We start from the raw sequence: 25,196 nt of genomic DNA on the forward strand, positions 1-25,196 counted from the left end.
GATCGACCGCCGCCAGTCAGGCGGCGGCCGAATAAGGCGGCTTAGCGCGCCTCGCCGAGCTGGTCGAGGATCGCCGGATTCTCCAGCGTGGATACATCCTGCGTGATTTCCTCGCCCTTCGCGAGAGAGCGCAACAGACGCCGCATGATCTTGCCCGAGCGCGTCTTCGGCAGGTTCTCGCCGAAGCGAATGTCCTTCGGCTTCGCAATCGGCCCGATTTCCTTGCCGACCCAGTTGCGCAGTTCGGTGGCGATCTGCTTCGCTTCATCGCCCTCGGGACGCGCACGCTTCAGCACGACGAACGCGACGACCGCCTCGCCCGTCGTATCGTCGGGACGGCCGACGACCGCCGCTTCCGCCACGATAGGATTCGCGACCAGCGCCGACTCGATCTCCATCGTGCCGAGGCGGTGCCCGGAGACGTTCAGCACGTCGTCGATGCGGCCCATGATCGTGAAGTAGCCGGTCTCCTTGTCGCGCACCGCGCCGTCGCCGGCAAGATACAGCTTGCCGCCGAGTTCCTCGGGGAAGTAGCTCGTCTGATACCGCTTCGGGTCGCCCCAGACGTTGCGCAGCATGGACGGCCACGGGCGCTTCACGACGAGAATGCCGCCCTGCCCGTTCGGCACGTCCTGGCCGGTTTCATCGACGATCGCGGCCATGATGCCCGGCAGCGGCAAGGTGCACGAACCCGGCACGAGCGGCGTCGCGCCCGGCAGCGGCGTGATCATGTGGCCGCCCGTTTCGGTTTGCCACCACGTATCGACGATCGGGCATTGTCCCCCGCCGACGTTCTCGTGATACCACATCCACGCTTCCGGATTGATCGGCTCGCCGACCGTGCCGAGGATACGCAGCGTCGACAGGTCGTAGCTTTTCGGGTGCACCTTCGCGTCGGCTTCCGATACCTTGATGAGCGAGCGGATCGCGGTCGGCGCGGTATAGAAGATCGTGACCTTGTGACGCTGGATCATCTCCCAGAAGCGGCCGGCGTTCGGATACGTCGGCACGCCTTCGAACATGACCTGCGTCGCGCCGATTGCCAGCGGCCCGTACGCGATATAGCTGTGTCCCGTGATCCAGCCGATATCCGCGGTACACCAGAAGATGTCGCCGGGCTTCATGTCGAAGGTCCACTTCATGGTCTGCGCGGCCCACAGCAGGATGCCCGCCGTGCTGTGCTGCACGCCCTTCGGCTTGCCCGTCGAACCCGAGGTGTACAGAATGAAAAGCGGATGCTCCGCGCCGACCCACTCGGGCTCGCACTGGGCCGCTTCGTTCTCGACGATTTCATGCAGCCACACGTCGCGCCCTTCGTTCCACGCGACATTACCGCCCGTGCGCCGATACACGATGACATCCTTCACCGCGTCGCAGCCGCCGGCGGCGAGCGCTTCGTCGGCGATGCTCTTGAGCGGCAACGCCTTGCCGCCGCGCATCTGTTCGTCGGCGGTGATGAGCGCGACTGCGCCGACATCGACGAGACGCTCGTTCAGCGACTTCGACGAGAAGCCGCCGAACACGACCGAATGCGTCGCGCCGATACGCACGCACGCCTGCATCGCGACGACGCCTTCCACGGACATCGGCAGATAGATCACGACCCGGTCGCCCTTCTTCACGCCGCGCTTCCTGAGCGCGTTGGCGAGGCGGCACACGCGCTCGAGGAGGTCCTGATAGGTGACGTTGGTGACGGCGCCGTCGTCGGCTTCGAAGATGATCGCGTTTTCGTTGCCGCGCCCCGCTTCGACGTGACGGTCGAGGCAGTTGTACGACGCGTTGAGCTCGCCGTCGGCGAACCACGTGTAGAACGGCGCGTTGGATTCGTCGAGCACGTTCGTGAAGGGCTTGTGCCACGAGAGCGTTTCGCGCGCGAGCCGCGCCCAGAAGCCTTCGTAATCGCGTTCGGCTTCGGCGACGAGCGCCTTGTAGGCGTCCATGCCCGATATCGCCGCCCCGGACGATGCCTTGGCTGACGGCGGGAACACGCGTTTTTCCTGAAGAACCGATTCGATCGCAGACATCGACAACCCCTCTGATGATGATTCCAAGAACCGCCGGCGCGCCTTGTGTGAAGCGTCGCGCGCCGCATGTTATGAGGTTCGGCGGGAAGCAGCCGCTCGCGCATACAGCCGAACCTTGTCTCCTGTCGACACGAGTTAGCGCTTGAGCGCCTGCTCGTGTCCCATGCAAAGCTGTCGACACGAGTTAGCGCTTGAGCGCCTGCTCGTGTCCGATGCAAAGCTGTCGACACGAGTTAGCGCTTGAGCGCTTACTCGTGTCCCATGCAAAGCTGTCGACACGAGTTAGCGCTTTAGCGCCTACTCGTGTCCCATGCAAAGCTGTCGACACGAGTTAGCGCTTAAGCGCCTGCTCGTGTCCCATCCAGAGCCGTAGACGAAAGCAGGCGCGTCGACGCCTCCCTTTCGCCTCACTCGAACGTTCGAGCTTGCCCTCCGATATCATCCCGCACTGGTTCGAAGATATGCCGCGCAACTTACCCGCTTCTTACGCGAGCGCCCTTGTCGGCACGGGGTATACACGGAGTCGGCGCGGCTTCTACAATGCCTCCCCACAATCGTAACTGAACTCGTCGCGGGCTTGTTCGCCACGCATCGCGGAAATCAAAGCGTGAATCGCTACGCCCTCTATCTCATCGCGTCGATGCTGCTCGTCGGGAGCAACGTCGGCATCGGCAAGTCGATCGTCGCAAGCGTGCCCGTGCCGCTTTTCGCGCTGCTTCGCTTCGTGATCGCGCTCGCGGTGCTGTGGCCGCTCTTTCGTCTCTCGAAGATGAAGCAGGTAGGCCGCGCCGAGTGGATCAACCTCTTTCTGCAAGCCCTGTTCGGCACGTTCGGCTTCACGCTGCTGATGCTCAACGGCGTCGCGCTTACGAGCGCCGTCGCAGCCGGCGTCATCACGAGCACGATGCCTGCGGTCGTCGCGCTCTTCGCATGGATCTTTCTGAAGGAGCGGCCGGGCGGACGCGCGTTCGTTTCCATCGCGCTGGCGGTCGTCGGCGTGGTCATCGTCAACGTGGCGCAAAGCGGCGGCGCTCATGCAGGCGCCGATACGAGCGCGGCCGCCGCCGGTTCGCTCGCGGGCAACCTGATGGTCGTCGGCGCGGTCTGCTGCGAATCGCTTTATGTGATTCTCTCGCGGCGGCTCACGCAGACGTTGCCCGCCATCGACATCTGCGCGTACACGCACGGCTTCGGCTTTCTGCTGATGCTCCCGCTCGGTCTGCCGTCCGCACTCGCGTTCGACTGGAGCGGCGTCGACTGGATCACCTGGGCGCTCGTCGGCTGGTACGCGCTGTCGGCCAGCGTCTTCTCCTTCTGGCTGTGGATGAAGGGCATCCGCCATGTGCCCGGCAGTCTCGCCGGCGTATTCTCGGCCGTGCTGCCCGTCGCGGCGGCGCTCTATGGCATCGCGTTTCTCGGCGAACGGCCGACGCTCGCCCACGGCGCGGCCCTCGCCTGCGTGATGGCAGGCATCGTGCTGGCGAGCCTCCGCCGCCGGCCGCGCAGTTCGCGCGAAAGCCACGAAGGCGGCGTCTGAAGCGGCGGCATCGATAGCGATGACGGCGGCATTACCCGCCGACGCGCTACAATGTCGGGCTTTGTGACGCGGCCCTTGCGTCCGACGCGCGTTCCGGTTGCACGCGCATCGTTTCAATCGATTTCAGCCATCCCTCTTCGCCGACCGCCCGACCCGACAAGCCGCCCATGTCCGCTCCCAAGCACATTCCAGATTCGCCCGTTCAATCCGGCACGATGAAGGCGCTGCCGAGAATCATCTTCATGAGCCGCTGGCTTCAGGTGCCGCTGTATCTCGGGCTGATCGTCGCGCAAGCCGTTTATGTCGTGCTGTTCCTGAAGGAAGTCTGGCATCTCGTCACGCACGCGATGACGCTGGATGAGACCAACATCATGCTCGTCGTGCTCGGCCTCATCGACGTGGTGATGATCTCGAACCTGCTGATCATGGTGATCGTCGGCGGGTACGAGACCTTCGTGTCGCGGCTTGGCGTCGAAGGGCATCCGGACGAGCCCGAGTGGCTCGATCACGTCAACGCCGGCGTGCTGAAAGTGAAGCTGTCGATGGCGCTCATCAGCATCTCGTCGATCCATCTGCTGAAAACGTTCATCAACCCGGATCAGCACAGCTTTCATACGGTGTTGTGGCAAGTGATCATCCACGTCGCCTTCCTCGTGTCCGCGCTGATCATGGCGTACGTCGACCGGCTCACCACGCACACGCATCCGAAGCATTTCCACAGCGAGACCGCCGCGCGCGGTGCGCTGGATTGACCAGAGCGTCATTCGAACGCTCACAGCAAGATTCACGTCCCCAGAGCACAAGCCATGACCGTCATCAAGCAAGAAGACCTGATCCAGAGCATCGCGGATTCCCTGCAGTACATCAGCTATTACCATCCGCTCGACTACATTCAGGCGCTCGGCCGCGCCTATGAGCGCGAGGAAAGCGCCGCGGCGAAGGACGCCATCGCGCAGATCCTGACCAACAGCCGCATGTGCGCGGAAGGCAAGCGGCCGATCTGCCAGGACACCGGCATCGTGACGGTGTTCGTGAAGGTCGGCATGGACGTGCGCTGGGGAAGCGAAAACGGCAGTGCGACGATGTCCGTCACCGACATGATCAACGAAGGCGTGCGCCGCGGTTACCTGAACCCGGACAACGTGCTGCGCGCATCGATCGTGAGCCCGCCCGAAGGCGCGCGCAAGAACACGAAGGACAACACGCCGGCTGTCATCCACTACGAGATCGTGCCGGGCGACAAGGTCGACGTGCAGGTCGCGGCCAAGGGCGGCGGCTCCGAAAACAAGTCGAAGTTCGCGATGCTGAACCCGTCCGATTCGATCGTCGACTGGGTGCTCAAGACGGTCCCGACGATGGGCGCAGGCTGGTGCCCGCCTGGAATGCTCGGCATCGGCATCGGCGGGACGGCGGAGAAAGCGATGGTCATGGCGAAGGAATCGCTGATGGACCCGATCGATATTCAGGACATCATCGCGCGCGGCCCGCAGGACTGGATCGAGGAATTGCGCGTCGAGTTGCACGAGAAAGTGAACGCGCTCGGCATCGGCGCGCAAGGGCTCGGCGGCCTGTCGACGGTGCTGGATGTCAAGATCATGGCCGCGCCGACGCACGCGGCGAGCAAGCCCATCGCGATCATCCCGAACTGCGCAGCGACGCGCCACGCGCACTTCACGCTCGACGGTTCAGGCGTCGCGAAGCTCGAAGCGCCCTCGCTCGACGCCTGGCCGAAGGTCACGTGGGCGCCGAACACGGAGACGAGCAAGCGCGTCGATCTGAACACGCTGACGCCGGAAGAAGTCGCTTCGTGGAAGCCCGGCCAGACGCTGCTGCTGTCGGGCAAGATGCTGACGGGCCGCGACGCCGCGCACAAGCGCATCGCGGACATGCTGGCGAAGGGCGAAAAGCTGCCGGTCGATTTCACGAACCGCGTGATCTACTACGTCGGCCCGGTCGATCCGGTGCGCGACGAAGCCGTTGGCCCCGCCGGTCCGACCACGGCCACGCGCATGGACAAGTTCACCGAGACGATGCTCGCGCAAACCGGCCTTATCTCGATGATCGGCAAGGCCGAGCGCGGTCCGGTCGCGATCGAGGCGATCAAGAAGCACAAGGCCGCGTATCTGATGGCGGTCGGCGGCGCGGCGTATCTCGTGTCGAAGGCGATCCGCGAAGCGAAGGTGCTCGCGTTCGAAGACCTCGGCATGGAAGCGATCTATGAGTTCGACGTGAAGGACATGCCGGTAACGGTAGCCGTCGATTCGAGCGGCACGTCGGTCCACAAGACCGGCCCCGCCGAATGGCAGGCGAAGATCGGCAAGATTCCGGTTGCCACGGTCTGAGCGCGAGTCTTCGCGCACCCGTGAAAGAAATAGCCGGGCATCGCGCCCGGCTTTTTCTTTGAACGCAGCCGCGACCGCTAAAGAGATTCATTCTCAGTTTTATCTGGAAGAAAAAATTTCTTCCCATCCTTGGCAGAAACACGCTCAAGGATTATCTTTCTTCAAATGCCCCGAGCTTTCGAACAAGGAACAATCATGCAAGGCGACGCAAAAGTCATCGAATACCTGAACGCGCAGCTCAAAAACGAGCTGACGGCGATTAACCAGTACTTCCTGCACGCGCGGATGTATAAGCACTGGGGCCTGGAGAAGCTGAACAAGCATGAGTACGACGAATCCATCGGCGAGATGAAGCACGCCGACTGGCTCATTCAGCGCGTCTTCATGCTCGACGGCCTGCCTAATCTGCAAGACCTGCACAAACTGCTGATCGGCGAGGAAACGAAGGAAATCCTCGAATGCGACCTGAAGCTCGAGCAGATTTCGCAGTCCACATGCAAGGAAGCCATGGCGTATTGCGAATCCGTGCGCGATTACGTCTCGCGCGACATCTTCGACAAGATCCTGAACGACACCGAAGAGCACATCGACTGGCTGGAAACGCAACTGGATCTGATCGACAAGGTCGGCATCCAGAATTACCACCAAACCATGATGGGCGACCACGAGTAATCCGCAATCGCAATGTCCGTTGTCGCTGTGCCGTCCGCTTCAACCATCGCTGCGCCGAACGTGCGCGCCGTGCCTGACACGAGCGCGCCGGTCGGCATTTTCGACTCCGGCTTAGGCGGGCTTTCCGTCCTGCGCGCAGTGCGTGCCGTCTTGCCGCACGAGCGGCTGATTTACGTCGCCGATTCGCTGCATGCGCCCTACGGCGAGCGCGACGACACGTTCATCACCGCCCGCACGATGGCCATCGGCGAATGGCTCGTCATGCAAGGGGCGAAGGCGCTCGTCGTCGCGTGCAATACGGCGACGGCGCAATCCATCGCCTTCGTGCGGGAGCGGCTCGCGATTCCGCTCGTCGGCGTGGAGCCTGGGGTGAAGCCGGCGGCGGCGGCGTCGAAGACGCGCGTCGTCGGCGTGCTGGCGACGCAGGTGACGCTAAGGAGCGCGCGCTTCCAGTTGCTCCTCGATCGCTATGCCGGCGATTGCCGCTTCATCTGCCAGCCGGGGCACGGGCTGGTGCAGGCGGTGGAACGCTGCGACACGTCGTCGCCGGAACTCATGGCGCTGCTCGAAAGTTATCTGAAGCCGATGCTCGATGCCGACGCCGATACGCTCGTGCTCGGTTGCACGCACTATCCCTTTCTCGACCGGGCCATTCGCGAGATCGCGGGCGAGCGGCTGCAGATCATCGATACGAGCGTGGCCGTCGCGCGCCAGCTCGAACGCCTGCTGAATGCGAACGCGCTGACAAACCGCGACGCATCGCTCGAACGCCTGCCGCGCTTCTGCTCGACGGCGGACGGCGAATCCCAGCGGCAACTCGCCGCATCGCTCCTCCAACTCGATGCCAGCGTCGAGCACGTGGTCATCCCATCGGTCCCGGCGCAGCTCGTCTGAGCAGTTCCTTGCGGCGAGCGCTTCCGCGCGAGCCGCTTCCGCCCGCAGGACAACGCCGCCGGCAACAACCCCGCTCACTTCTGCGACGTGTTACAAAAAACACCGACCCTCGCTTGCAAAGCCTCGCATACTGAATGATAATAATTCGCATTAACGAAAGCTATCGCGAACGATCATGATCGTGTGTGTCTGCAAATCAGTGTCTGACCGGAAGATCCGCGCCGCCATCGCCGAGGGGATCGACTCCTTCGACGAACTGCAGTTCGAGCTCGGCGTCGCCATGTGCTGCGGCAAATGCGAAGAAAGCGTTCGCGATGTCATGGCCCAAAGCGGCGTCTGCGCGTCGCACTGCGGGGTCGTCGAGCGCGAGCGTCCGCAGGCCGTGCCGTTGACGTTCTACGAACGCAAGGCTGCGTAAGGTATTCCGCCGTACTGCCGGGCGACGGAGCGCTGAGCGCGCTGTTCCGTCGCATGATCGTTTTCCCGCAAGCCAGGTACCTTGGTTCCACAGGTCATCAGCCAGCCATGCAACGCTTGTCCCGAGGAGGGAAAGATGGAATTGCTGATTGGTTTCGTGGCCACCCTGTTTATTTCCCTGGTTATTTTTCGCACATGATGTCGTTCGGCTCTCTTCGCGCCTCGCGCGCCTTCTTCGTCCCGAATGACAGCGCAATCCGCAGTCAGGCCAGCAGCGCATAAGAATGCAGTCCCCGATCACTTCCCCCGCCGCTTTCCAGCGGTCGCCTGCTTCGAACGTCAATCCGCGCGTGATGGCGGCGTGCGCCTTCGTGCTGGCGATTCATGCCGCGCTCCTCGGCGTCGCGCTGACGATGCGCCACGAGCCGCCGCCGCGTATCATCGAATCGAAAGCGATCACCGCGCAGTTGATCAGCGAGACGCCGCAGCCCGCGCCGCAGCCGGTCGCGGTCGAATCCCCGCCGACGCCGCAGCCGCCGAAGCCCGTGCCTAAGCCGCAGCCCAAGCCGAAGGTGAAGCCCAAGGTCGAGCCGAAGCCCACGCCGATGCCGGTGACGGAAGCGCCGTCGCAGATCGCCGCGCCCGCGCCTGAACCCACGCCGCCCGCCCCGCCGCAACCCGCGCCGCCGCCGGCCGCCCCTGCAATCGGCAAGCCGACGATGGATCTCGCCGCGCCGAAGAACGTGGCGCATCTTTCGTGCAATATCGCGCAGCCCGACTATCCGGCGATGTCCCGCCGCCGCGGCGAAACGGGCACGGCAATGGTCAGGCTGACGGTCGGACTTTCGGGCAAGATCGAAGACGTGAAACTGCAGAAGAGCAGCGGCTCCTCGCGCCTCGACGACGCCGCGCTCGACGCCGTCCGCTCGAGCGCGTGCACGCCCTATAAGGAAAACGGCGAGGCGATCCGCGCGACCGCGACGGTGCCCTTCGTTTTCAGCTTGAACGACTGACGTTTTTTTAGATACAGGAACTGGAAATGCAAAACTACGGAATTGCGCACGTGTGGGCGCAAGGCGATTTCGTGACGCGCGGCATTGCGCTCGCGCTCGTCATCATGTCGGTGCTTTCGTGGACGGTGATCGTCGTGAAGGCGTGGAATGTCGTGCGCCTGAAGCGACTGACGAAAAACGCCGAGACGGCCTTCTGGCACTCCGACGACTTCAACGACGGCATCAAGAAGCTCGGCGGCCAGTCGTCGAGCCCGGCCGACAACCCGTTTCTCGCGCTTGCGCTCGCCGGTCAGGAAGCGGCCGAGCATCACCATCAGACGCAGCCGCACCTGCATGACCGCATGGACGTGTCCGACTGGATCACGCGCTGCCTCAAGGACGTGATGGACGAAGGCGTCGGCCGCATGCAATCGGGCCTGGCGATTCTCGCGTCCATCGGCAGTACGTCGCCGTTCGTCGGCCTCTTCGGCACGGTGTGGGGGATTTATCACGCGCTGCTGACCATCGGCGCGACGGGCCAGACGTCCATCGATCAGGTGGCGGGGCCGGTTGGCGAGTCGCTCATCATGACCGCGTTCGGCCTCTTCGTCGCGATTCCGGCGGTGCTCGGCTACAACGCGCTGACCCGCGCGAACAAGAGCATCGTGAACAAGCTGAATCGCTTCGCGCACGGCCTGCACGCGTTCTTCGTCACCGGTGCGAAGCTCTCGTCGCGCAAGCCCGCCGGGAACGGCCAGGCCGACAGCCTGCGTCTCGCGACGCGCGCCAGCTAAGCGGAGGTTCTCATGGCCATGAGCCCATTCGCCGGCGATGAAGACGACGGCATGATGAGCGAAATCAACATGACGCCGCTCGTCGACGTCATGCTCGTTCTGCTGATCATCTTCCTGGTGACGATTCCCGCGATGCATCACGCGGTGAAGATCGACCTGCCGCACGCAAGCAGCCAGCCGCAGGACGAGAAGCCTTCGCACGTGAACGTCGCGATTCAGGCAGACGGCGCCATCCTCTGGGACGACCAGAAGATCGATGACGCGACGCTCAACGCGCGCATCGCACAGGCGTCGCAGCAGACGCCGCAGCCGGAAATTCACTTGCGTGCGGATCGCAAGGTGCCGTACGAGCGTGTTGCCGACCTGATGTCGGCCGCCCAGGCAGGCGGTCTGACGAAGATCGGTTTCGTGACGGAGCCGAAAGGCGGCAAGTAAGCGGCGTCGCGAGCAGAAAGAAAAAGGCCTTCATCGTCGGACGAAGGCCTTTTTTATTGCGCGCTCGGCGCATTCGGGCGAGGCGATTACTTGGGGCTCGAATAACCTGAACCCGCGGAATCGCCGCATGCGGCAGCCGTGTTGGACACGGACAGCGCGATCAGCCCTATCAGACTAACTATCAGAGTAGCCGTCAGTTTTCGCATAAGAAGCTCCTTAGCGAAAGGAACCCCAATATAACGCCGGCATTTTCGCCGGACAAGATTTCGGCCGATTGAATATGTCCATCGCAAGCGCGCGCTTCAATGTCACAGACGATGCAGCGCGCCCCGGCGATCAAACCGTTTCCTGTTCAGGCCGCTCGATGACAGGACATTCTCCGGGAAAGCGTCTGCCGTCATCGATCGACTCGACGAGAAAATCGACGAACGCGCGAATGGCCGGCACCATGCCCTGCCGCGACAAAAAGACCGCGTAGAGCTGCGGCGACGGAAACGTCCAGCCCGGCATCACCGGCGACAACTGGCCGCTTCGCAGCGGCGCGCCGTACATCATCTCCGGCAAGGCCGCGATGCCGACGCCGCGCATCACGGCTTCGCGGATCATCGACAGGTCGGCAGTGACGAGACGCGGCTCGTGCTCGTACTCGTGACGCGTGCCATCGGGCGCGATCAGGCGATACACATGCCGGCCGTCCGACGACGGCATGTCGAGCGTGTCGTATTGCGCGAGGTCCGCGACGGTCATCGGCGGCGCGTTCGGCTTCAGGAGCGACGGCGCGGCGACCAGCATCTGCTGCGTGCGCCACAGCGGACGCGCCACGACATTCGAACTCGCGGGCGCCTCGGACCGCACGCGCAACGCGACATCGATCGCGTCCTCGAAGAGATCGACGACGCGGTTCGTCACGCGCAGCACCACGCGAACCTCGGGATAGCGATGCATGAAATCGGGCATGACCGAGGCAAGAAACGTCTGCGCGATGGTCACGGGCACGCTCACGCGCACCGTGCCGCGCGGCGAATCGCGCAGGCTCTGCACGACGTTGACGGCCGCCTGCGCCTCGGCGAGCATCGCCTGACAATGCTGGTAGAAGAGCTGGCCCGCCTCGGTGAGCGCGAGCTTGCGCGTGGACCGCTGCAAGAGCCGCACCCCGAGCGACGCCTCCAGTTCCGACACGCGCCGTGACAGCCGCGACTTCGATATGCCCAGCACGCGTTCGGCTGCGGAAAATCCGCCGTGCTCGACCACGTGAGAGAAGTACATCAGATCGTTGAGGTCGTGCGAATCGGCTTTCATTTTCGGTAGTCGGTTTCTGTCGTCGGCCAAGGCCGTTGTTTATCGCAGCAGGACAATGCATTGCGCCGCAGCGTCTTTTACCGCCAAATACGGGCCATATAATAGCTCCATCGTTCCAAATTTAGCGCCATTCCCCTATTGGCGACGCGAGGCCAGAACACCATGAGCCGCACCATTTCCAGCATCATTCCCGCGACCCGCACCGTTGAAGGCGGCGGGTTCGTCGTGCATCGCCCGTTTCCGACCCGCCTTTTGATGGACTTCGACCCGTTCCTGCTGCTCGACGAAATGGGTCCGGTCGACTACGCGCCCGGCGAAGCGAAGGGCGCGCCCGATCATCCGCATCGCGGCTTCGAAACCGTGACGTACATGCTCGAGGGCGAATTCGGCCACAAGGACTCCGCCGGGCATTCCGGCACGCTGCGCCCCGGCGATGTTCAATGGATGACGGCGGGCGCGGGCGTCGTGCACAGCGAGATGCCGGGCGAAGCGTTCACCCAGCGCGGCGGGCGCGTTCACGGCGTGCAACTGTGGGTGAACCTGCCGCAGCGTGACAAGATGATCCCGCCGCAGTATCAGGAGATTCCGTCGGAACGCATTCCGGTGGCCACGAGCGAAGACGGCAAGGTGCAGGTGAAGGTCATCGCCGGCGAAGCGCTCGGCGTCCGAGCTGCCATCGAAACGCGCACGCCCATCCTGTACCAGCACTTTTCGCTGCAGCCGGGCGCGAAGATCGAGCATCGCGTGCCGCGCGACTTCCGCGTGTTCGCGTATGCGCTGTCGGGCACCGCGCTGCACGGCCCGCAAGCGCAACCGGTCCGCGCGCAACAGATGGTCATTTTCCGCGACGACGCCGACACGATCACCCTCGCCGCCGGCGACGAGCCCGTCGAACTGCTCTTGCTCGGCGGCGTCCCGCTGAAGGAGCCGGTCGTGCGTTACGGTCCGTTCGTGATGAACACGGAAGAGGAGATTCGTCAGGCGGTGATCGACTATCAGTCCGGCCGGATGGGCGCCATCACGCACTGATCGAAAGCGCAAAACGGCGCGGCACGAACGGGCACATTGCGTCACAATGACCGTTCGTCCCGCGCCGTTTCTTTTTGTCCGGCGCGTCCGTTCCCTTCTCGAGGAAAAGCGCATGTCCGCTCCTGTCGTGACCGCCGTCATCGGCGAGGCTGAATATCGAACGCGTCTCGAAGACGGCACGCACACCTGGCACGCCGATGAACCGGCCAGCCTCGGCGGCGCGGACTCGGCACCGCAGCCGGCTGCGCTGCTGCTGTCGAGCCTGGGCGCGTGCACCTCGATCACGCTGAAGATGTACGCGAAGCGCAAAGGCTGGGCGCTCGATTCCGTAGAGGTGGCGCTGTCGATGAAAAGCACGGACGGCGGCACGGTCATCGACCGTCGAATCACCGTTGCGGGCGCGCTCGACACCGAGCAGCGGGAACGGCTATTGCAAATCGCCAACGCGTGCCCGATGCACAAGGTCCTCTCTGGCGCGATCCACATCGAGTCTGAACTAGCCGAAGTCTGACGGCCTGCCATCGGCATCACGAACGTCCAAGGAAACGTCGTCTTGAATTTTGAACACCTGATCCAGATCAACGATCCGCACAACCCGCTCGTCGCATCCCTGACGCGCGAGCAGTTGTGGGAAGGCCTCGTGCTGCGCGCCGAGCAGCCGCAGTTGTTCGTGCTGGGCCTCGATAGCTGCGCCATCCTTTCGCGCGACGGCGACGTCATGGAGCGCGAACTGCATTACGGGCAGGCCGTCGTGCGAGACCGCGTGACGCTCTATCCGAACGACAGCGTGCGCTACGACATCCTGCCGACTGCGGAGCACGTCGGCGGCTCGCTGACTATGGCCATCGAACAGCCGGATGCGCTTCAGCTCTTCTTGCGCTTCACCTACAGCACGACGCTGCCGGAGAACGACCATCCGACGCCTGATGAACGACAGACGCAGGAGATCGTCAAGTCGGCGTATCGCGAGTCGGATATCGATACCGTTCGGCTGATTCGCCAGTACGCACACGGCCGCACCGGCGAAAGCCCGCTGCACTGAGCACATGAAGCGCGGCTATCGAAAGTCGCGCTTCCATCGGAAAGTCTGCTTGCAAATAGGAATCGTTATCATTTACTATAGATCCATCGAATCAACGAACGCACTCTCTCACCGACATGACCGACACGCTGCGATCCTCCACGCTCAGGCTGCGCCGTCCGGCTGTTCGCGACGCGGCCATTACCCGCCTGAAGGCGGCGACCCCCGCTCCTGCAGCTGATGCGAACGCCGAGCGGTCGCTGCGCAGCGATACGCTGCTGCAGGGGCGCAGTCACATCGCCATCATGCATAACGGGGAGACTTATCAGTTGCGCGCGACGCGTCTGGGGAAACTCATCCTGACGAAGTAGCGCAAGGAACGCTGTACGTACCGTGTATTGTGGGGACCACCTCGCCAGGAGGTGTTTGGCCTTAGCCAGCAAGGACGACTTGCACGCGAGAATTTAGACCCCTTCGTGCAAACACCAGCCAGTCGTCGATAGCCAGCGAAGCCGTTTTTTTGGTTCCTGCCGGATGTGCCCGCATTCTTCATGCGGAAAAAAAAACGGCACGCTTTCCTGATGAAAGCGTGCCGTTTCCTTTGGCGATGAACGCCTGACACGTTCTGCTCAGGCGCTCTCCTCAGGCGCTCTCGATCCCCAGCGCGGCGATACCCGCGCGCGCGATCTGCGCATCCTGATCCGACTTCACGCCCGATACCCCCACCGCCCCGACGATATCCGCGCCGACGAAAATCGGCACGCCGCCTTCGAGCATCGCGGTCATCGGTGCGGACAGGAACGCGGTGCGGCCTTGCTTGATCGTGTCCTCGTAGGCTTTCGTCTCGCGGCGGCCGAGGACGGCGGTCCGCGCCTTGCCCGTCGCCATCTCGACCGTGCTCGCGCCCGCCCCGTCCAGCCGGTGCAGATGCAGCAGATGCCCGCCTTCATCGACGATGGCGATCGTCACGTTCCACTGATGCTGTTTCGCGAAAGCCTCGGCGGCGGCGGCCATGGCGGTGACATCATCGTCGGTCAGTACGGGTTTCGTTCTCATGGCGCACTCGCGGTCCGGTTAGCGTGAAAAGCCCCAGAACATCAAATACCACGCGCTGTCCGCAACGGCCAGCGCTGCCACGAACCATAACATTGCAGCGAAGCGGGGAACAGTCGCCGCGGCATAGCGGCCGGTCACGCGCCAGGCGAGCCACGCGCTCCATACATTCGCGATGCCGAGCAGCCCGAGGCGCAAGCCCGTGACCCACCACAGCGGCACGTGCTCCGCGCGCAGCAGCGAGACGGTCGTCGCGGAAAGGCCGAGAAACACGCCGACGCCCGCAATCGGAATCAGCGCGAGCGCCAGATGATGCAGCCGCTTCGCGCTGCCCCCGCCGAGCATGCGCGCGCCACCGGCGAGAAGCGCGAGCAGCGCCGTGCCGTAGACGAGCCCCGTCGCGACGATATAACCGATGACCAGCGTGCCGTCGAGCCACGAAAAGACGTCGTTCTGCTCCGGATAGTTCGTGAACAGGAACCACGGCGCGTTCGCTTCGAGCGGCCAGAGAATGTTGTGGTCGATCAGCCAGCCCGCGCAGAACTGCTTCAGATCGACGAACCACGTGCTCACGGTCCAGTGAAAAGCCCCGATGGCGATGCCCAGCAGCCCATAGAGAATGAGCGCGGTATCCCAGGGATTCGCCGCCCTGTCGCCGAGATTCACGACTTCCTCGGCGGGCGAGCGCCACGACAGCGCAATAGCGTCGCGGTGACCGCTGCATCGTCCGCACATGTGGCAGTCGGCGGCGCCCTTCATGTTGCGCAGCGGCACGAGCGGCGCGCAGTTGATCGGAATCACGCGATGCCCGTGCTCGCCCTTCGTGTACGAGCGCCGCCAGGCGTCTTCGTCGACCTTGTAGTGAAACGGCGCCAGGCGCGAAAGCAGCGAGAACACGCCGTTCACCGGGCACAAATACTTGCACCACACGCGCTTCTCGCGGCCGTACAGCGCGCCGATGACCATGGCCGCAACCGTCGATCCGCCGAGCACGAGCAGCACGGCCTTCGGATACTGGTAGACGCTGACCATCTGGCCGTAGATTGTCGTGAGGCCGAACGCGACGAAAGGCCAGCCGCCCCAGCGCATCCAGCGCGGAATGGCGCGGCCGCGCCCGAAACGGCTCGCGAACTCCGTCAGCGCGCCTTCGGGACACAGCACGCCGCACCACACGCGGCCGAGCATCACCATCGACAGCAGCACGAACGGCCACCAGATGCCCCAGAACACGAACTGCGCCGCGAGCGTGAGGTTGTTCCAGAGATGCGCCGAGCCGTCGGGCAGCGGCATCACGGCGGGAACGAGAATCAGAAAAGCGTACACGGCCACCACGAACCACTGAATTGCGCGGATCGTGCTGCCGTGACGTTGCATCCATTGGCCGGCTTGCTGAAGCCGGCTAGGGACTCGCACACCTAATTGCATCTGGGAGCTCATGCTGGGCGGCCAGCCGCCTTCTGCTTTTGCGCCATCTGATTGTTGGAGCGGCGCATCAGCAGATAGATGACGATCCAGTACACCGCATAAGCGACGAGATTCATGCCGGCGGGATGCGCACGATAACCGGTAAGCGTCGCGACGAGCGAGCCGAAGGTGGTGGAATCGTCGAGCAGCGCGGACGTATTCCACACCTGATTGACGATCACCGGCAGCACTTCCATGTCGATCAGCTTGTCGACGCCCGTTTCGAAGAGACCGGCGGCGAGAAACAGCAGCATGATCTCGGTGACGCGGAAGAACGAGCGCCACGAGAAGACCTTGCCGCCGAGCTGGAGCACGTAGAACGTGAGCAGCGCGAGCCCGAAGCCGATGACGATCGCCACGTACTGCGACGCCGGCACGTGACCCGACTGCCCGAAGCCGACGCCATACAGGAACACGGCCGTTTCGCTGCCTTCACGCGCGATCGCAAGCGCGACCAGCAGCGCGATGCCCCACCAGTGCCCGTCCTGCGTGGTCCTTTTCAGCGACGTTTCCATGTCGCGCTTGAGCGTGCGGCCGTGCCGCTTCATCCACAGCACCATCTGGACGATCAGCACGCACGCGATCAGCACCATGCCGGTCTGGAAGTAATCCTGCGCATTGCCCGACAGCACTTCGGTGAAACCGATAAGCGCCGCGCCGAGCGCGATCGCCGCCAGCAGCCCGGCCGCGACGCCGAACCACAGGTAAGGCAGGCCGCGGCGCGCCTGATGATCGCCGTTCTTGAGCCACGCATGCAGGATGCCGACGACCAGCAGCGCCTCGACGCTTTCCCGCCAAACGATGAAAAGGACCTGCCCCATAACGCACACCTCCTGCGGTTCTGCTTCACTACCGCCGCGCGATCGCACCGCGCGGCAGGAACATCACTTCGCGACGATGACGCCTTGCGCCGTCTGGTGGAAATCGTCGAAGAACTTGTACTCGCCCGGATCGAGCGGCGCGATCACGACGAACGAATCCGCGCCGGGCGCAAGGACCTTTTCCTTGCGCAACTGCACGCTCTCGAATTCGGCGGCGCCCTTGCCGACGTTGTGCACCTCGATCTTGATGCGCTGCCCCGCCGGCACTTCGATGCGCGCCGGGTTCAGCTTGCCGTCGTTCATTTCGAGCTTGAACGTCGGGAGATCGGCGGCCTGCGCGACACCGGCGCTCGCGCCGGCAATCAACGTGGACAACGCCAGTGCAACAACCTGCCTGTTGAATTTCATGCGTACTTCCTGGAGAAGAACGCGCCCGGCTCACGCGCGCGGGCGCTCGATACTCAATACCCGCCCTTCTTGCCGATGCCCGCGAACGGGAAGTCGTATTCGATCGTGTACGGCTTGAACCACGGGCCGACGCCGGTTTCCTTGTCGGTGTGGCGACCGAACGCCATATGGCCGGTTTCCGTCGGCGGCGAGATGTGCAGCTTCAGGTGATACTTGCCCGGACCGAAGAGCTTGACGTTGTCGCCGTAATGCGGGCCGTCGCTTGCGACCATCGCCATCAGGTCGCCCTTGACCGTCTGCGTCGTCCCGACCTTCGAGAGTTCGTACGTGATGTTGAGGTACGGCATCCAGTCGCCTTCCGCGAAACCGGTCGGATTGTTCTTGACCGCGTGGATGTCCGCTTCGAGGTGGATGTCCGAATCCGACGCCTTGCGCATCATGCCTTCCGGCGACATCGTGATCGGCTGCAGATAGACGGCGCCCACTTCCATGCCGCCTTCGATGTGCTGCTTTCCGATCGGATACTCGGCAGCGGAGGCCGCCATCATCGCCGTGAGACCAGCGGCGGCGACAAGGCCGCGCATCAACGTAGAACCCATCAGATACTCCTTCTTTTTATGGACCGGCCCGCGCTTCGAAGCCGCCGCGCGGCCACGCTACAAAACGGCCGATTACCCCGCTACCGTGAACGGTAATACGAACCATTCTCAATGTTCGTCAGTTTAGCATCGTTCGGTGGGCGCAACAATTTGAACCGGCTTACAAACCCAGTCGCGGTAAGGCTTTTCGGGCGGAGGAAAGCAGCAAGAAAAACGGCGAACCGAAGGTTCGCCGCCTGTCGATGCCGCAACGCCGCGCCGGGCGTCACTTTCCGCCCGGCCCGCTCACGTGATCGCCGACGTTCGCGCCGAACACGCGCTGCCGCAGCAGCGCCAATTGGTCGCGGGTCTGCGCGGCTTTCTCGAATTCCAGGTTCTTCGCGTGATCCATCATCTGCTTCTCGAGGCGCTTGATTTCCTTCGCGATCTGCTTCTCGCTCATGTCCTCGAACTTGGCGCGCGTCTGCGCTTCCTTCAGTTCGGCGCGTGCATCGTCGGCGCTGTAGACGCCATCGATGATGTCCTTGATGCGCTTCTCGACACCGCGCGGCGTGATGCCCATCGCCTGATTGTGCGCGATCTGCTTCGCGCGCCGGCGCTCGGTCTCGCCGATCGCGCGTGTCATCGAGTCGGTCATGTTGTCGGCGTAGAGGATCGCCTTGCCGTTCACGTTACGCGCCGCCCGGCCGATGGTCTGGATCAGCGAACGCTCGGCGCGCAGGAAGCCTTCCTTGTCGGCGTCGAGGATCGCAACGAGCGATACCTCCGGAATATCCAGCCCCTCGCGCAGCAGGTTGATGCCGACGAGCACGTCGAAGGTGCCGAGCCGCAAGTCGCGGATGATCTCCACGCGCTCGACCGTATCGATATCGCTGTGCAGATAGCGCACCTTCACGCCGTGGTCCGCGAGGAATTCGGTCAACTGCTCGGCCATGCGCTTGGTCAGCACGGTAACGAGCACGCGCTCCTGCGCCGCGACGCGCGCATTGATCTCGGAGAGCACGTCGTCGACCTGTGAGCGCGCGGGCCGCACTTCGATCTCCGGATCGACGAGGCCGGTCGGACGCACGAGCTGCTCGGCCACCTGCCCCGCTTTCGCTTTTTCATAGTCGGCCGGCGTCGCCGATACGAAGATCGCCTGGCGCATCTTGCGCTCGAACTCGTTGAACTTGAGCGGCCGGTTGTCGAGCGCGGACGGCATGCGGAAGCCGTAATCGACAAGATTCTCCTTGCGCGCGCGGTCGCCGTTGTACATGCCGTTCAACTGGCCGATCAGCACGTGCGACTCGTCGAGCAACATCAGCGCGTCGGGCGGCAGATAGTCGACGAGCGTCGGCGGCGGCTCGCCGGGCGCCGAGCCGGAGAAATGCCGCGAGTAGTTCTCGATGCCCTTGCAGAAGCCGAGCTCTTGCAGCATCTCGAGATCGAAGCGCGTGCGCTGCTCCAGCCGCTGCGCCTCGACGAGCTTGCCCTGGCTATGGAAGAACTCGAGCCGGTCGCGCAGTTCTTCCTTGATCGTCTCGATCGCGCGCATGACGGTGTCGCGCGGCGTCACGTAATGCGACGACGGATAGACGGTGAAGCGCGGAATCTTGTGGCGCACGCGGCCGGTGAGCGGATCGAAAAGCTGCATCGACTCAATCTCGTCGTCGAACAGCTCGACGCGCACCGCCATTTCGGCGTGCTCAGCCGGAAAGATGTCGATGGTGTCGCCCCGCACCCGGAACGTCCCGCGCTGAAAATCGGCTTCGTTGCGCGTGTACTGCATCGCGATCAGGCGCGCGATGATGTCGCGCTGCCCGAACTTGTCGCCCGTGCGCAGCGTGAGAATCATCTTGTGATATTCGGACGGATTGCCGATACCGTAGATCGCCGAGACCGTCGCGACGATGACCACGTCGCGGCGCTCCAGCAGGCTCTTGGTCGCCGACAGCCGCATCTGCTCGATGTGCTCGTTGATCGACGAATCCTTCTCGATGAAGAGATCGCGCTGCGGCACGTACGCTTCCGGCTGGTAATAGTCGTAGTACGAGACGAAATACTCGACCGCGTTGCGCGGGAAGAACTCGCGGAACTCGGCGTAGAGCTGCGCGGCGAGCGTCTTGTTCGGCGCGAAGACGATGGCCGGCCGGCCCATCCGCGCGATGACGTTCGCCATCGTGAAGGTCTTGCCGGAGCCGGTGACGCCGAGCAGCGTCTGGAACGAGAGGCCGTCCTCGATGCCTTCGACGAGCGTCGCGATGGCGCCGGGCTGATCGCCGGCGGGCGGATAGGGCTGGTAAAGCTGAAACGGCGAGCCGTCGAAGGTGACGAACTTCGACTCGTCCAGTGCGTCGGGCGCTTCGATGAGGGTATCGGACATGGGTACGAGAGTCTTCGCCGGGGCAAACACTTATTCTAGCGGCTGCCGCAAAACTGGCGCAGCGCCCGGGCGTGGGCGAAATCGGGCGCGGCATCCCTGCTGTGCGGCGTGACCGCGCGTCGTGTTCAGCACATTGGGCTCGCTCGCGCGATCTCAAGCGCCGCAAGGCGGCTCGCGGCAATTTTCGGCGAGCCGGCCGGTAAAAAGCGCGCAATCGCGCTGCCCGCCGACGAAACCGGAGCGGGATTCGCTACAATGTGCGACTGGGCCAGGCGGCGCGAAACGAGGTTCCACGGCCTTTCGCCCCGCCGACGCCCGCGCCTGAGCCAGCTTTCCGGCCATCGAGGCGCGACGCGGTCGAGAAACTTCGCCGTCCGCACTCCCTGCCGCACGTCCTTTCCTCACTGCCGATAGATCATGTCTCTTTTCTCTGCCGTCGAACTCGCCCCCCGCGACCCGATTCTGGGCCTCAACGAAGCCTTCAACGCCGACCCGCGCCCGACCAAGGTCAATCTGGGCGTCGGCGTCTACACCAACGAAGAAGGCAAGATTCCGCTCCTGCGCGCCGTGCGCGAAGCCGAAAAAGCCCGCGTCGACGCCGCGCTGCCGCGCGGTTATCTGCCGATCGACGGCATCGCTGCTTACGACTCCGCCGTGCAGACGCTCCTGCTCGGCCGCGACTCGCCGCTGATCGCCGCGGGCCGCGTCGTCACGGCGCAGGCGCTGGGCGGCACGGGCGCGCTCAAGATCGGCGCGGATTTTTTGAAGCGCCTGAATCCGAACGCGACCGTCGCGATCAGCGATCCGAGTTGGGAGAACCATCGCGCGCTGTTCGAAGGCGCGGGCTTCGAAGTCGTCAACTATCCGTACTATGACGCCGCCACCCACGGCGTGAACTTCGAAGGCATGCTCGCCGCGCTGAACGGCTATGCGGCGGGCACGATCGTCGTGCTGCACGCGTGCTGCCACAACCCGACGGGCGTCGACCTGAGCCCCGCGCAATGGGCGCAAATCGTCGAAGTCGTGAAGGCGCGCAACCTCGTGCCGTTCCTCGACATCGCCTATCAGGGTTTCGGCGAGAGCATCGAGGCCGACGCCGCCGCCGTGCGTCTCTTCGCTGCGGCCGAGCTGAACGTATTCGTGTCGTCGTCGTTCTCGAAGTCCTTCTCGCTGTATGGCGAGCGCGTCGGCGCACTGTCGATCATCACGACGGCGAAGGAAGAATCGGCGCGCGTGCTGTCGCAACTGAAGCGCGTGATCCGCACCAACTACTCGAACCCGCCGACGCATGGCGGCTCGATCGTGGCGGCGGTGCTGGCATCGGCCGAACTGCGCGCGACGTGGGAACAGGAGCTGGGTGAAATGCGCGACCGCATCCGTGCGATGCGCAACGGTCTCGTGGAGCGCCTGAAGGCGGCGGGCGTCGATCGCGATTTTTCGTTCGTCGATGCCCAGCGCGGCATGTTCTCGTACTCCGGCCTGACCGCCGCGCAAGTGGACCGTCTGCGCGAAGAGTTCGGCATCTACGCCGTGAGCACCGGCCGCATCTGCGTCGCCGCGCTGAACACGCGCAATCTGGATGTCGTCGCAAACGCGGTCGCCAGCGTCATCAGATAAGCGTCGTCTGCCGCAGAAACGAGAATGGCGTCCTTCGTTCGAAGGACGCCATTTTTTACGGCCGATGCAGTTGCCGTTACAGCGCGCGCGGCGTGGGATGCACGACGGGCGCTGCTGTGTCGTCGGCTTCGACGAGACCGTACGAAATCGCGCGCGCCAGTTCCGCGCTCACGCTGCCCACGTCCACCTGCTGACGGCGCGCAGCCGCCGATTCGCGCTCTTCCGCGTGCATGCAGAAGGTCAGCGCAGCCACGAGCAGAATGGCGAGAGGCCAGTAAGTCGATATTGTCTTTCTCATGAGACTGCCTTCGGTTCGATGTCGCTGCGGGCGATGTACCCACTGATCGACGTTTCGGATGGTACGCAATCGCCCGTTGCTGAAAAAGCCATCGAACAGAGAAGGTTCGTTGCGTCCATGGCAACAAGCAAGTTGTCGGCCAGTTTCGCTGTGCGATGTAACAGGCGAGGCCAGGCCGTCATAAAGGCTTACAAAGTTGTTGGGGACATCGGGCCGCCCCCGGTGTCTTAATGCTTAAACGTGCAACCAAAATTTCAACGGTCATGAAAGTCGCTGGGTTAGTGATGTTCTCCTCCGCGTTGCTCCTGGGCGGATGCGCGGCTTATCCGGATGGCCCCATGTATGGCGGCGGCTATCCCGTGTACGACGATCCCGGGTACGCGGCTTACCCCGCCTATCCCGCTTATTACGGCGGGCCGGTCGTGCAGCCCGGCGTGGTCATCGGCGGCGGTTACTATTCGGGGCCCCGGCGATACTGGGACGATAGCCCCGGCTATCGCCGTCCGCCGCCTGGCGGCTGGAATAACCGGCCGCGCGGCGACGGGTATCCGAATCGCGGCGGTCAGGCCGGCGGCCCGCCGCAGCGCGGCGGCGGCGGTGGTCCTCCGCCACAGGCCAGCGCCGCGCCGTTACCGCAGGCAGTCGGCGGCGTGAGGCCGCATCCCCCGCAGCAGCAGGCGCCACAGCAGCAACAGGCGCCGTCGCGTGGCGGCGGCGGTGGCGGTGGTGGCCACGGCGGGAACGACCGCGGCTTTCTCGGCCGGACTGGCGGCTGACCGTCCGCCCGAAAGCGAAAAAGGCCGCGCCGGATCACACGATCCGGCGCGGCCTTTCCTTTGCGCGACGCCTGCGCTGTCAGCCGATATGCGATTGCTGCGCTTTGTACAGTTCGCGGAACGTGCGGCCGACGGGCGCGGGCATATCGCGCGTGCCGGTCCATCCCGCGCCGAAAGGCAGGCGCGACAGTTTCCTCTCCCGCCCGCCGATGCGCTCCAGCACGCGCACGGCCAACCTGGTCACGAGCGCGTAAGCAGCCGGACGCATCGCCAGATAACCCCACGCCGCAAGCGCCGCGCGCTCGGTCCACGGACGCAGCCGCCGCTCCATCTGCTTCTCGCGCAGCTTGCGCAGCAGATCGGAGATCGGAATGCCGACCGGACAAACGCTGTTGCACTCACCGCATAGCGTCGCGGCTTGCGGCAGGTCCAGCGCCTTGTCGATGCCGACATAAGCCGGCGTGAGCACCGAACCCATCGGGCCGGGATACACCCAGCCGTATGCATGCCCGCCGATCTTCTGATACACCGGGCAATGATTCATGCACGCGCCGCAGCGGATGCAGCGCAGCATCTCCTGAAACTCGCCGCCTATCAGCCCGCTGCGCCCGCCATCGACGAGCACGAAGTACATGTGTTCCGGGCCGTCGGTTTCGTCCGACGCGCGCGGGCCGGTGAGCAGCGAGAAGTAATTGGACGTGGTCTGCCCGGTGGCCGAGCGCGGCAGCAGGCGCATCGCGGTAGCGAGATCTTCGAGCGTCGGCAGCACTTTTTCGATGCCCGTGACCGCGACGTGCACGCGCGGCATCACCGTGCACATGCCTTCGTTGCCCTCGTTCGTCACGACGGCCACCGATCCCGTCTCCGCGATCAGGAAATTGCCGCCCGTCACGCCCATGTCCGCCGACATGAAATGCGGGCGCAACACGTCGCGCGCCTCGCGCGTCATCGCGGGGATATCAGTGAGACGCGGCTTGCCGTGCGTCCTCGCGAACAGGTCCGCGATCTGTTCCTTGTCCTTGTGAACCACGGGCGCGATGATGTGGCTCGGCGGCTCGTTGTCGTTGATCTGCAGAATGTATTCGCCGAGATCCGTCTCGATGGACTGCACGCCCATCTCGCCGAGCACGCGGTTCAACTGCATCTCCTCGGACACCATCGACTTCGTCTTGATGACCTTCTTCACGCCGTGCTCGCGCGCAATGTCCGCCACGAGGCGCGCCGCGTCCTGCGTCGATTCCGCGTAGAGCACGGTCGCGCCCCGCCTCGTCGCCTCCCGCTCGAACGTTTCGAGCCAGACGTCGAGGTTCTCGAGCGCGCGATTGCGACGCTCCCTGAGCGCAGCGCGTGTCGCTTCGAAGTCGATGTCGCGCACGGCCGTCGCCCGCGCGCTGACGAATTTCGTCGACAGTTTCGTGAGGTTCTGCTGGAGCCTCTGGTCGGCGAGCTTGCTGCCGGCGCGCGCCTTGAAGTGCATCGTCTGGACTTGCATGTTCTTGTCTCCTCGCGATGCTCAGGCGCGGCTCTGCGCGTCGCCGGTAAGCACTTGCGCGATATGCAGCACGCGCGTCGCGGTGTCGCCCGTGCGGCGCAGCCGGCCTTCGATATTCAGCATGCAGCCCAGATCGCCGAGCACGACCGCATCCGCCCCGCTCGCCTTGATGTTCGCGCATTTCTCGTCGACGATCGCCGTCGAGATGTCGCCGTACTTCACCGCGAAGGTGCCGCCGAAACCGCAGCAATGCTCGCATCCGGCCATCTCGGTGACAGGCACGCCGGCTTGCGCAAGCAATTCGCGCGGCTGCGTCTTCACGCCGAGCTCGCGCAGGCCCGAACAGGAATCGTGATAGGTGACGGTGCCATCGAAAACGCCTGGTTCCAGGCGCGCCTTCGCCACGGTGACGAGAAAGTCCGTCAGTTCGAAGACGCGCGGCTGCAGCCGCGCGTAGCGGTTCATTAGTTCGGGATCGTCACGAAAGAGGTCGCCGTAATGCACGCGAACCATCCCGCCGCAGGAGCCGGACGGGATGACCACGTAATCGAACTGCTCGAATTCGCGCAGCGTTTTCTCGGCGAGATCGCGTGCAAGCCGCCGATCGCCGGAGTTGTACGCGGGCTGCCCGCAGCAGGTCTGCGCGGGCGGAACGCTCACTTCGAAGCCGGCGCGTTCGATCAGCTTGATGACCGAAAAGCCGATCTCGGGACGCATCATGTCGATGAGACAGGTGACGAATAAACCGACTCGCATGGGCAATTCCTTCTAGTTCGGATAGGCGAAGCACGCCGATTATCCGCGATAAGCGAGCATGTCCGAACACCTTGGCCATCGCAGCATCTCTTTT

General features: G+C 63.9%; 26 protein-coding genes. 15 read left to right on the plus strand and 11 right to left on the minus strand.

The window, feature by feature from the left end; genetic code table 11:
- Nucleotides 1–41 precede the first annotated feature (41 nt).
- Nucleotides 42–2,024: an acetate--CoA ligase gene (gene acs / locus P9220_RS12505; protein WP_309765136.1), complete on the minus strand. Its 1,983-nt coding sequence runs from the start codon at nt 2,022–2,024 to the stop codon at nt 42–44.
- Nucleotides 2,025–2,631: 607 nt separating this feature from the next.
- On the opposite strand from acs, the gene P9220_RS12510 reads away from it, so the two are divergent.
- The 9 genes from P9220_RS12510 to P9220_RS12550 all read left to right on the plus strand — a co-directional run bounded on the left by P9220_RS12510 (nt 2,632) and on the right by P9220_RS12550 (nt 10,107).
- Nucleotides 2,632–3,561, plus strand: coding sequence for a DMT family transporter (locus tag P9220_RS12510; protein WP_309765137.1), 930 nt, complete (start codon nt 2,632–2,634; stop codon nt 3,559–3,561).
- 167 nt (nt 3,562–3,728) lie between these two features.
- A complete protein-coding gene (locus P9220_RS12515) occupies nt 3,729–4,313 on the plus strand; it encodes a TIGR00645 family protein (RefSeq protein ID WP_404980413.1) in 585 nt (194 codons plus the stop codon).
- A 54-nt stretch (nt 4,314–4,367) separates the two neighbouring features.
- On the plus strand, nt 4,368–5,903 hold the full coding sequence (locus tag P9220_RS12520; protein WP_309765138.1) for a fumarate hydratase: 1,536 nt from the start codon (nt 4,368–4,370) through the stop codon (nt 5,901–5,903).
- Between the two features lie 195 nt (nt 5,904–6,098).
- Nucleotides 6,099–6,575 (plus strand): bacterioferritin, encoded by a 477-nt coding sequence (gene bfr, locus P9220_RS12525; RefSeq protein ID WP_309765139.1) that lies wholly within the window; start codon nt 6,099–6,101, stop codon nt 6,573–6,575.
- Nucleotides 6,576–6,587: 12 nt separating this feature from the next.
- Nucleotides 6,588–7,469, plus strand: a complete 882-nt coding sequence (murI, locus tag P9220_RS12530; RefSeq protein WP_309765140.1) for a glutamate racemase — start codon at nt 6,588–6,590, stop codon at nt 7,467–7,469.
- Between the two features lie 175 nt (nt 7,470–7,644).
- Nucleotides 7,645–7,887, plus strand: coding sequence for a (2Fe-2S)-binding protein (locus tag P9220_RS12535; protein ID WP_309765141.1), 243 nt, complete (start codon nt 7,645–7,647; stop codon nt 7,885–7,887).
- Between the two features lie 283 nt (nt 7,888–8,170).
- Entirely contained in the window at nt 8,171–8,899 is a 729-nt protein-coding gene (locus P9220_RS12540) for an energy transducer TonB (protein ID WP_309765142.1), read from the plus strand.
- 26 nt (nt 8,900–8,925) lie between these two features.
- A complete protein-coding gene (locus P9220_RS12545) occupies nt 8,926–9,672 on the plus strand; it encodes a MotA/TolQ/ExbB proton channel family protein (RefSeq protein WP_309765143.1) in 747 nt (248 codons plus the stop codon).
- Nucleotides 9,673–9,684: 12 nt separating this feature from the next.
- On the plus strand, nt 9,685–10,107 hold the full coding sequence (locus tag P9220_RS12550) for a biopolymer transporter ExbD (RefSeq protein ID WP_309765144.1): 423 nt from the start codon (nt 9,685–9,687) through the stop codon (nt 10,105–10,107).
- Nucleotides 10,108–10,443: 336 nt separating this feature from the next.
- Here the strand turns inward: P9220_RS12550 and P9220_RS12555 are convergent, their stop codons facing one another.
- Complete coding sequence (locus P9220_RS12555; RefSeq protein WP_244792861.1) at nt 10,444–11,406, minus strand: LysR family transcriptional regulator; 963 nt, start codon at nt 11,404–11,406, stop codon at nt 10,444–10,446.
- 162 nt (nt 11,407–11,568) lie between these two features.
- Between P9220_RS12555 and P9220_RS12560 the strand changes: the two genes are divergently transcribed.
- The 4 genes from P9220_RS12560 (at nt 11,569) to hemP (ending at nt 13,827) form a co-directional block, all read left to right on the plus strand.
- Nucleotides 11,569–12,435 (plus strand): pirin family protein, encoded by an 867-nt coding sequence (locus P9220_RS12560; protein WP_309765145.1) that lies wholly within the window; start codon nt 11,569–11,571, stop codon nt 12,433–12,435.
- Between the two features lie 112 nt (nt 12,436–12,547).
- Entirely contained in the window at nt 12,548–12,946 is a 399-nt protein-coding gene (locus P9220_RS12565) for an OsmC family protein (RefSeq protein WP_309765146.1), read from the plus strand.
- Nucleotides 12,947–12,988: 42 nt separating this feature from the next.
- On the plus strand, nt 12,989–13,477 hold the full coding sequence (locus tag P9220_RS12570; protein ID WP_035970074.1) for an SRPBCC family protein: 489 nt from the start codon (nt 12,989–12,991) through the stop codon (nt 13,475–13,477).
- Between the two features lie 116 nt (nt 13,478–13,593).
- Complete coding sequence (gene hemP / locus P9220_RS12575; protein WP_309765147.1) at nt 13,594–13,827, plus strand: hemin uptake protein HemP; 234 nt, start codon at nt 13,594–13,596, stop codon at nt 13,825–13,827.
- A 271-nt stretch (nt 13,828–14,098) separates the two neighbouring features.
- Here the strand turns inward: hemP and P9220_RS12580 are convergent, their stop codons facing one another.
- The 6 genes from P9220_RS12580 to uvrB form a co-directional block, all read right to left on the minus strand.
- A complete protein-coding gene (locus tag P9220_RS12580; RefSeq protein ID WP_309765148.1) occupies nt 14,099–14,512 on the minus strand; it encodes a heme-binding protein in 414 nt (137 codons plus the stop codon).
- Nucleotides 14,513–14,530: 18 nt separating this feature from the next.
- Nucleotides 14,531–15,883 (minus strand): 4Fe-4S binding protein, encoded by a 1,353-nt coding sequence (locus P9220_RS12585; protein WP_309765149.1) that lies wholly within the window; start codon nt 15,881–15,883, stop codon nt 14,531–14,533.
- 59 nt (nt 15,884–15,942) lie between these two features.
- Complete coding sequence (locus P9220_RS12590) at nt 15,943–16,794, minus strand: FTR1 family protein (protein WP_309765150.1); 852 nt, start codon at nt 16,792–16,794, stop codon at nt 15,943–15,945.
- A 63-nt stretch (nt 16,795–16,857) separates the two neighbouring features.
- Complete coding sequence (locus P9220_RS12595; RefSeq protein ID WP_309765151.1) at nt 16,858–17,202, minus strand: cupredoxin domain-containing protein; 345 nt, start codon at nt 17,200–17,202, stop codon at nt 16,858–16,860.
- A 53-nt stretch (nt 17,203–17,255) separates the two neighbouring features.
- On the minus strand, nt 17,256–17,801 hold the full coding sequence (locus P9220_RS12600) for an iron transporter (RefSeq protein ID WP_404980411.1): 546 nt from the start codon (nt 17,799–17,801) through the stop codon (nt 17,256–17,258).
- Nucleotides 17,802–18,066: 265 nt separating this feature from the next.
- Nucleotides 18,067–20,163, minus strand: a complete 2,097-nt coding sequence (gene uvrB, locus P9220_RS12605) for an excinuclease ABC subunit UvrB (protein ID WP_309765152.1) — start codon at nt 20,161–20,163, stop codon at nt 18,067–18,069.
- Between the two features lie 417 nt (nt 20,164–20,580).
- Between uvrB and P9220_RS12610 the strand changes: the two genes are divergently transcribed.
- Entirely contained in the window at nt 20,581–21,780 is a 1,200-nt protein-coding gene (locus P9220_RS12610) for an amino acid aminotransferase (protein ID WP_309765153.1), read from the plus strand.
- 76 nt (nt 21,781–21,856) lie between these two features.
- On the opposite strand, the gene P9220_RS12615 is transcribed toward P9220_RS12610, so the two are convergent.
- Nucleotides 21,857–22,078 carry a hypothetical protein gene (locus P9220_RS12615; RefSeq protein WP_309765154.1) on the minus strand — a complete coding sequence of 74 codons (222 nt, stop codon included), beginning with the start codon at nt 22,076–22,078 and terminating at the stop codon, nt 21,857–21,859.
- A 263-nt stretch (nt 22,079–22,341) separates the two neighbouring features.
- On the opposite strand from P9220_RS12615, the gene P9220_RS12620 reads away from it, so the two are divergent.
- A complete protein-coding gene (locus P9220_RS12620) occupies nt 22,342–22,854 on the plus strand; it encodes a hypothetical protein (RefSeq protein WP_309765155.1) in 513 nt (170 codons plus the stop codon).
- Nucleotides 22,855–22,933: 79 nt separating this feature from the next.
- Here the strand turns inward: P9220_RS12620 and P9220_RS12625 are convergent, their stop codons facing one another.
- Together P9220_RS12625 and P9220_RS12630 are read right to left on the minus strand one after the other, a co-directional pair.
- Nucleotides 22,934–24,346: a lactate utilization protein B gene (locus P9220_RS12625; protein WP_309765156.1), complete on the minus strand. Its 1,413-nt coding sequence runs from the start codon at nt 24,344–24,346 to the stop codon at nt 22,934–22,936.
- Nucleotides 24,347–24,367: 21 nt separating this feature from the next.
- The gene (locus P9220_RS12630) at nt 24,368–25,102 is read right to left on the minus strand and encodes a (Fe-S)-binding protein (protein WP_309765157.1); all 735 of its coding nucleotides are present in this window, start codon (nt 25,100–25,102) and stop codon (nt 24,368–24,370) included.
- Nucleotides 25,103–25,196: the final 94 nt, after the last annotated feature.

It is taken from the genome of Caballeronia sp. LZ016, assembly GCF_031450805.1.
Taxonomy (GTDB): domain Bacteria; phylum Pseudomonadota; class Gammaproteobacteria; order Burkholderiales; family Burkholderiaceae; genus Caballeronia.

Coding starts and splice junctions, on each gene's coding strand:
- P9220_RS12520 (WP_309765138.1), top strand. CDS start 4,368: ATGACCGTCATCAAGCAAGAAGACCTGATCCAGAGCATCGCGGATTCC.
- P9220_RS12610 (WP_309765153.1), top strand. CDS start 20,581: ATGTCTCTTTTCTCTGCCGTCGAACTCGCCCCCCGCGACCCGATTCTG.
- P9220_RS12630 (WP_309765157.1), bottom strand. CDS start 25,102: ATGCGAGTCGGTTTATTCGTCACCTGTCTCATCGACATGATGCGTCCC.
- bfr (WP_309765139.1), top strand. CDS start 6,099: ATGCAAGGCGACGCAAAAGTCATCGAATACCTGAACGCGCAGCTCAAA.
- murI (WP_309765140.1), top strand. CDS start 6,588: ATGTCCGTTGTCGCTGTGCCGTCCGCTTCAACCATCGCTGCGCCGAAC.
- P9220_RS12560 (WP_309765145.1), top strand. CDS start 11,569: ATGAGCCGCACCATTTCCAGCATCATTCCCGCGACCCGCACCGTTGAA.
- P9220_RS12515 (WP_404980413.1), top strand. CDS start 3,729: ATGTCCGCTCCCAAGCACATTCCAGATTCGCCCGTTCAATCCGGCACG.
- P9220_RS12565 (WP_309765146.1), top strand. CDS start 12,548: ATGTCCGCTCCTGTCGTGACCGCCGTCATCGGCGAGGCTGAATATCGA.
- P9220_RS12545 (WP_309765143.1), top strand. CDS start 8,926: ATGCAAAACTACGGAATTGCGCACGTGTGGGCGCAAGGCGATTTCGTG.
- P9220_RS12580 (WP_309765148.1), bottom strand. CDS start 14,512: ATGAGAACGAAACCCGTACTGACCGACGATGATGTCACCGCCATGGCC.
- P9220_RS12615 (WP_309765154.1), bottom strand. CDS start 22,078: ATGAGAAAGACAATATCGACTTACTGGCCTCTCGCCATTCTGCTCGTG.
- P9220_RS12585 (WP_309765149.1), bottom strand. CDS start 15,883: ATGCAACGTCACGGCAGCACGATCCGCGCAATTCAGTGGTTCGTGGTG.
- P9220_RS12625 (WP_309765156.1), bottom strand. CDS start 24,346: ATGCAAGTCCAGACGATGCACTTCAAGGCGCGCGCCGGCAGCAAGCTC.
- P9220_RS12590 (WP_309765150.1), bottom strand. CDS start 16,794: ATGGGGCAGGTCCTTTTCATCGTTTGGCGGGAAAGCGTCGAGGCGCTG.
- P9220_RS12595 (WP_309765151.1), bottom strand. CDS start 17,202: ATGAAATTCAACAGGCAGGTTGTTGCACTGGCGTTGTCCACGTTGATT.
- P9220_RS12540 (WP_309765142.1), top strand. CDS start 8,171: ATGCAGTCCCCGATCACTTCCCCCGCCGCTTTCCAGCGGTCGCCTGCT.
- P9220_RS12550 (WP_309765144.1), top strand. CDS start 9,685: ATGGCCATGAGCCCATTCGCCGGCGATGAAGACGACGGCATGATGAGC.
- P9220_RS12555 (WP_244792861.1), bottom strand. CDS start 11,406: ATGAAAGCCGATTCGCACGACCTCAACGATCTGATGTACTTCTCTCAC.
- uvrB (WP_309765152.1), bottom strand. CDS start 20,163: ATGTCCGATACCCTCATCGAAGCGCCCGACGCACTGGACGAGTCGAAG.
- P9220_RS12535 (WP_309765141.1), top strand. CDS start 7,645: ATGATCGTGTGTGTCTGCAAATCAGTGTCTGACCGGAAGATCCGCGCC.
- P9220_RS12600 (WP_404980411.1), bottom strand. CDS start 17,801: ATGGGTTCTACGTTGATGCGCGGCCTTGTCGCCGCCGCTGGTCTCACG.
- hemP (WP_309765147.1), top strand. CDS start 13,594: ATGACCGACACGCTGCGATCCTCCACGCTCAGGCTGCGCCGTCCGGCT.
- P9220_RS12620 (WP_309765155.1), top strand. CDS start 22,342: ATGAAAGTCGCTGGGTTAGTGATGTTCTCCTCCGCGTTGCTCCTGGGC.
- acs (WP_309765136.1), bottom strand. CDS start 2,024: ATGTCTGCGATCGAATCGGTTCTTCAGGAAAAACGCGTGTTCCCGCCG.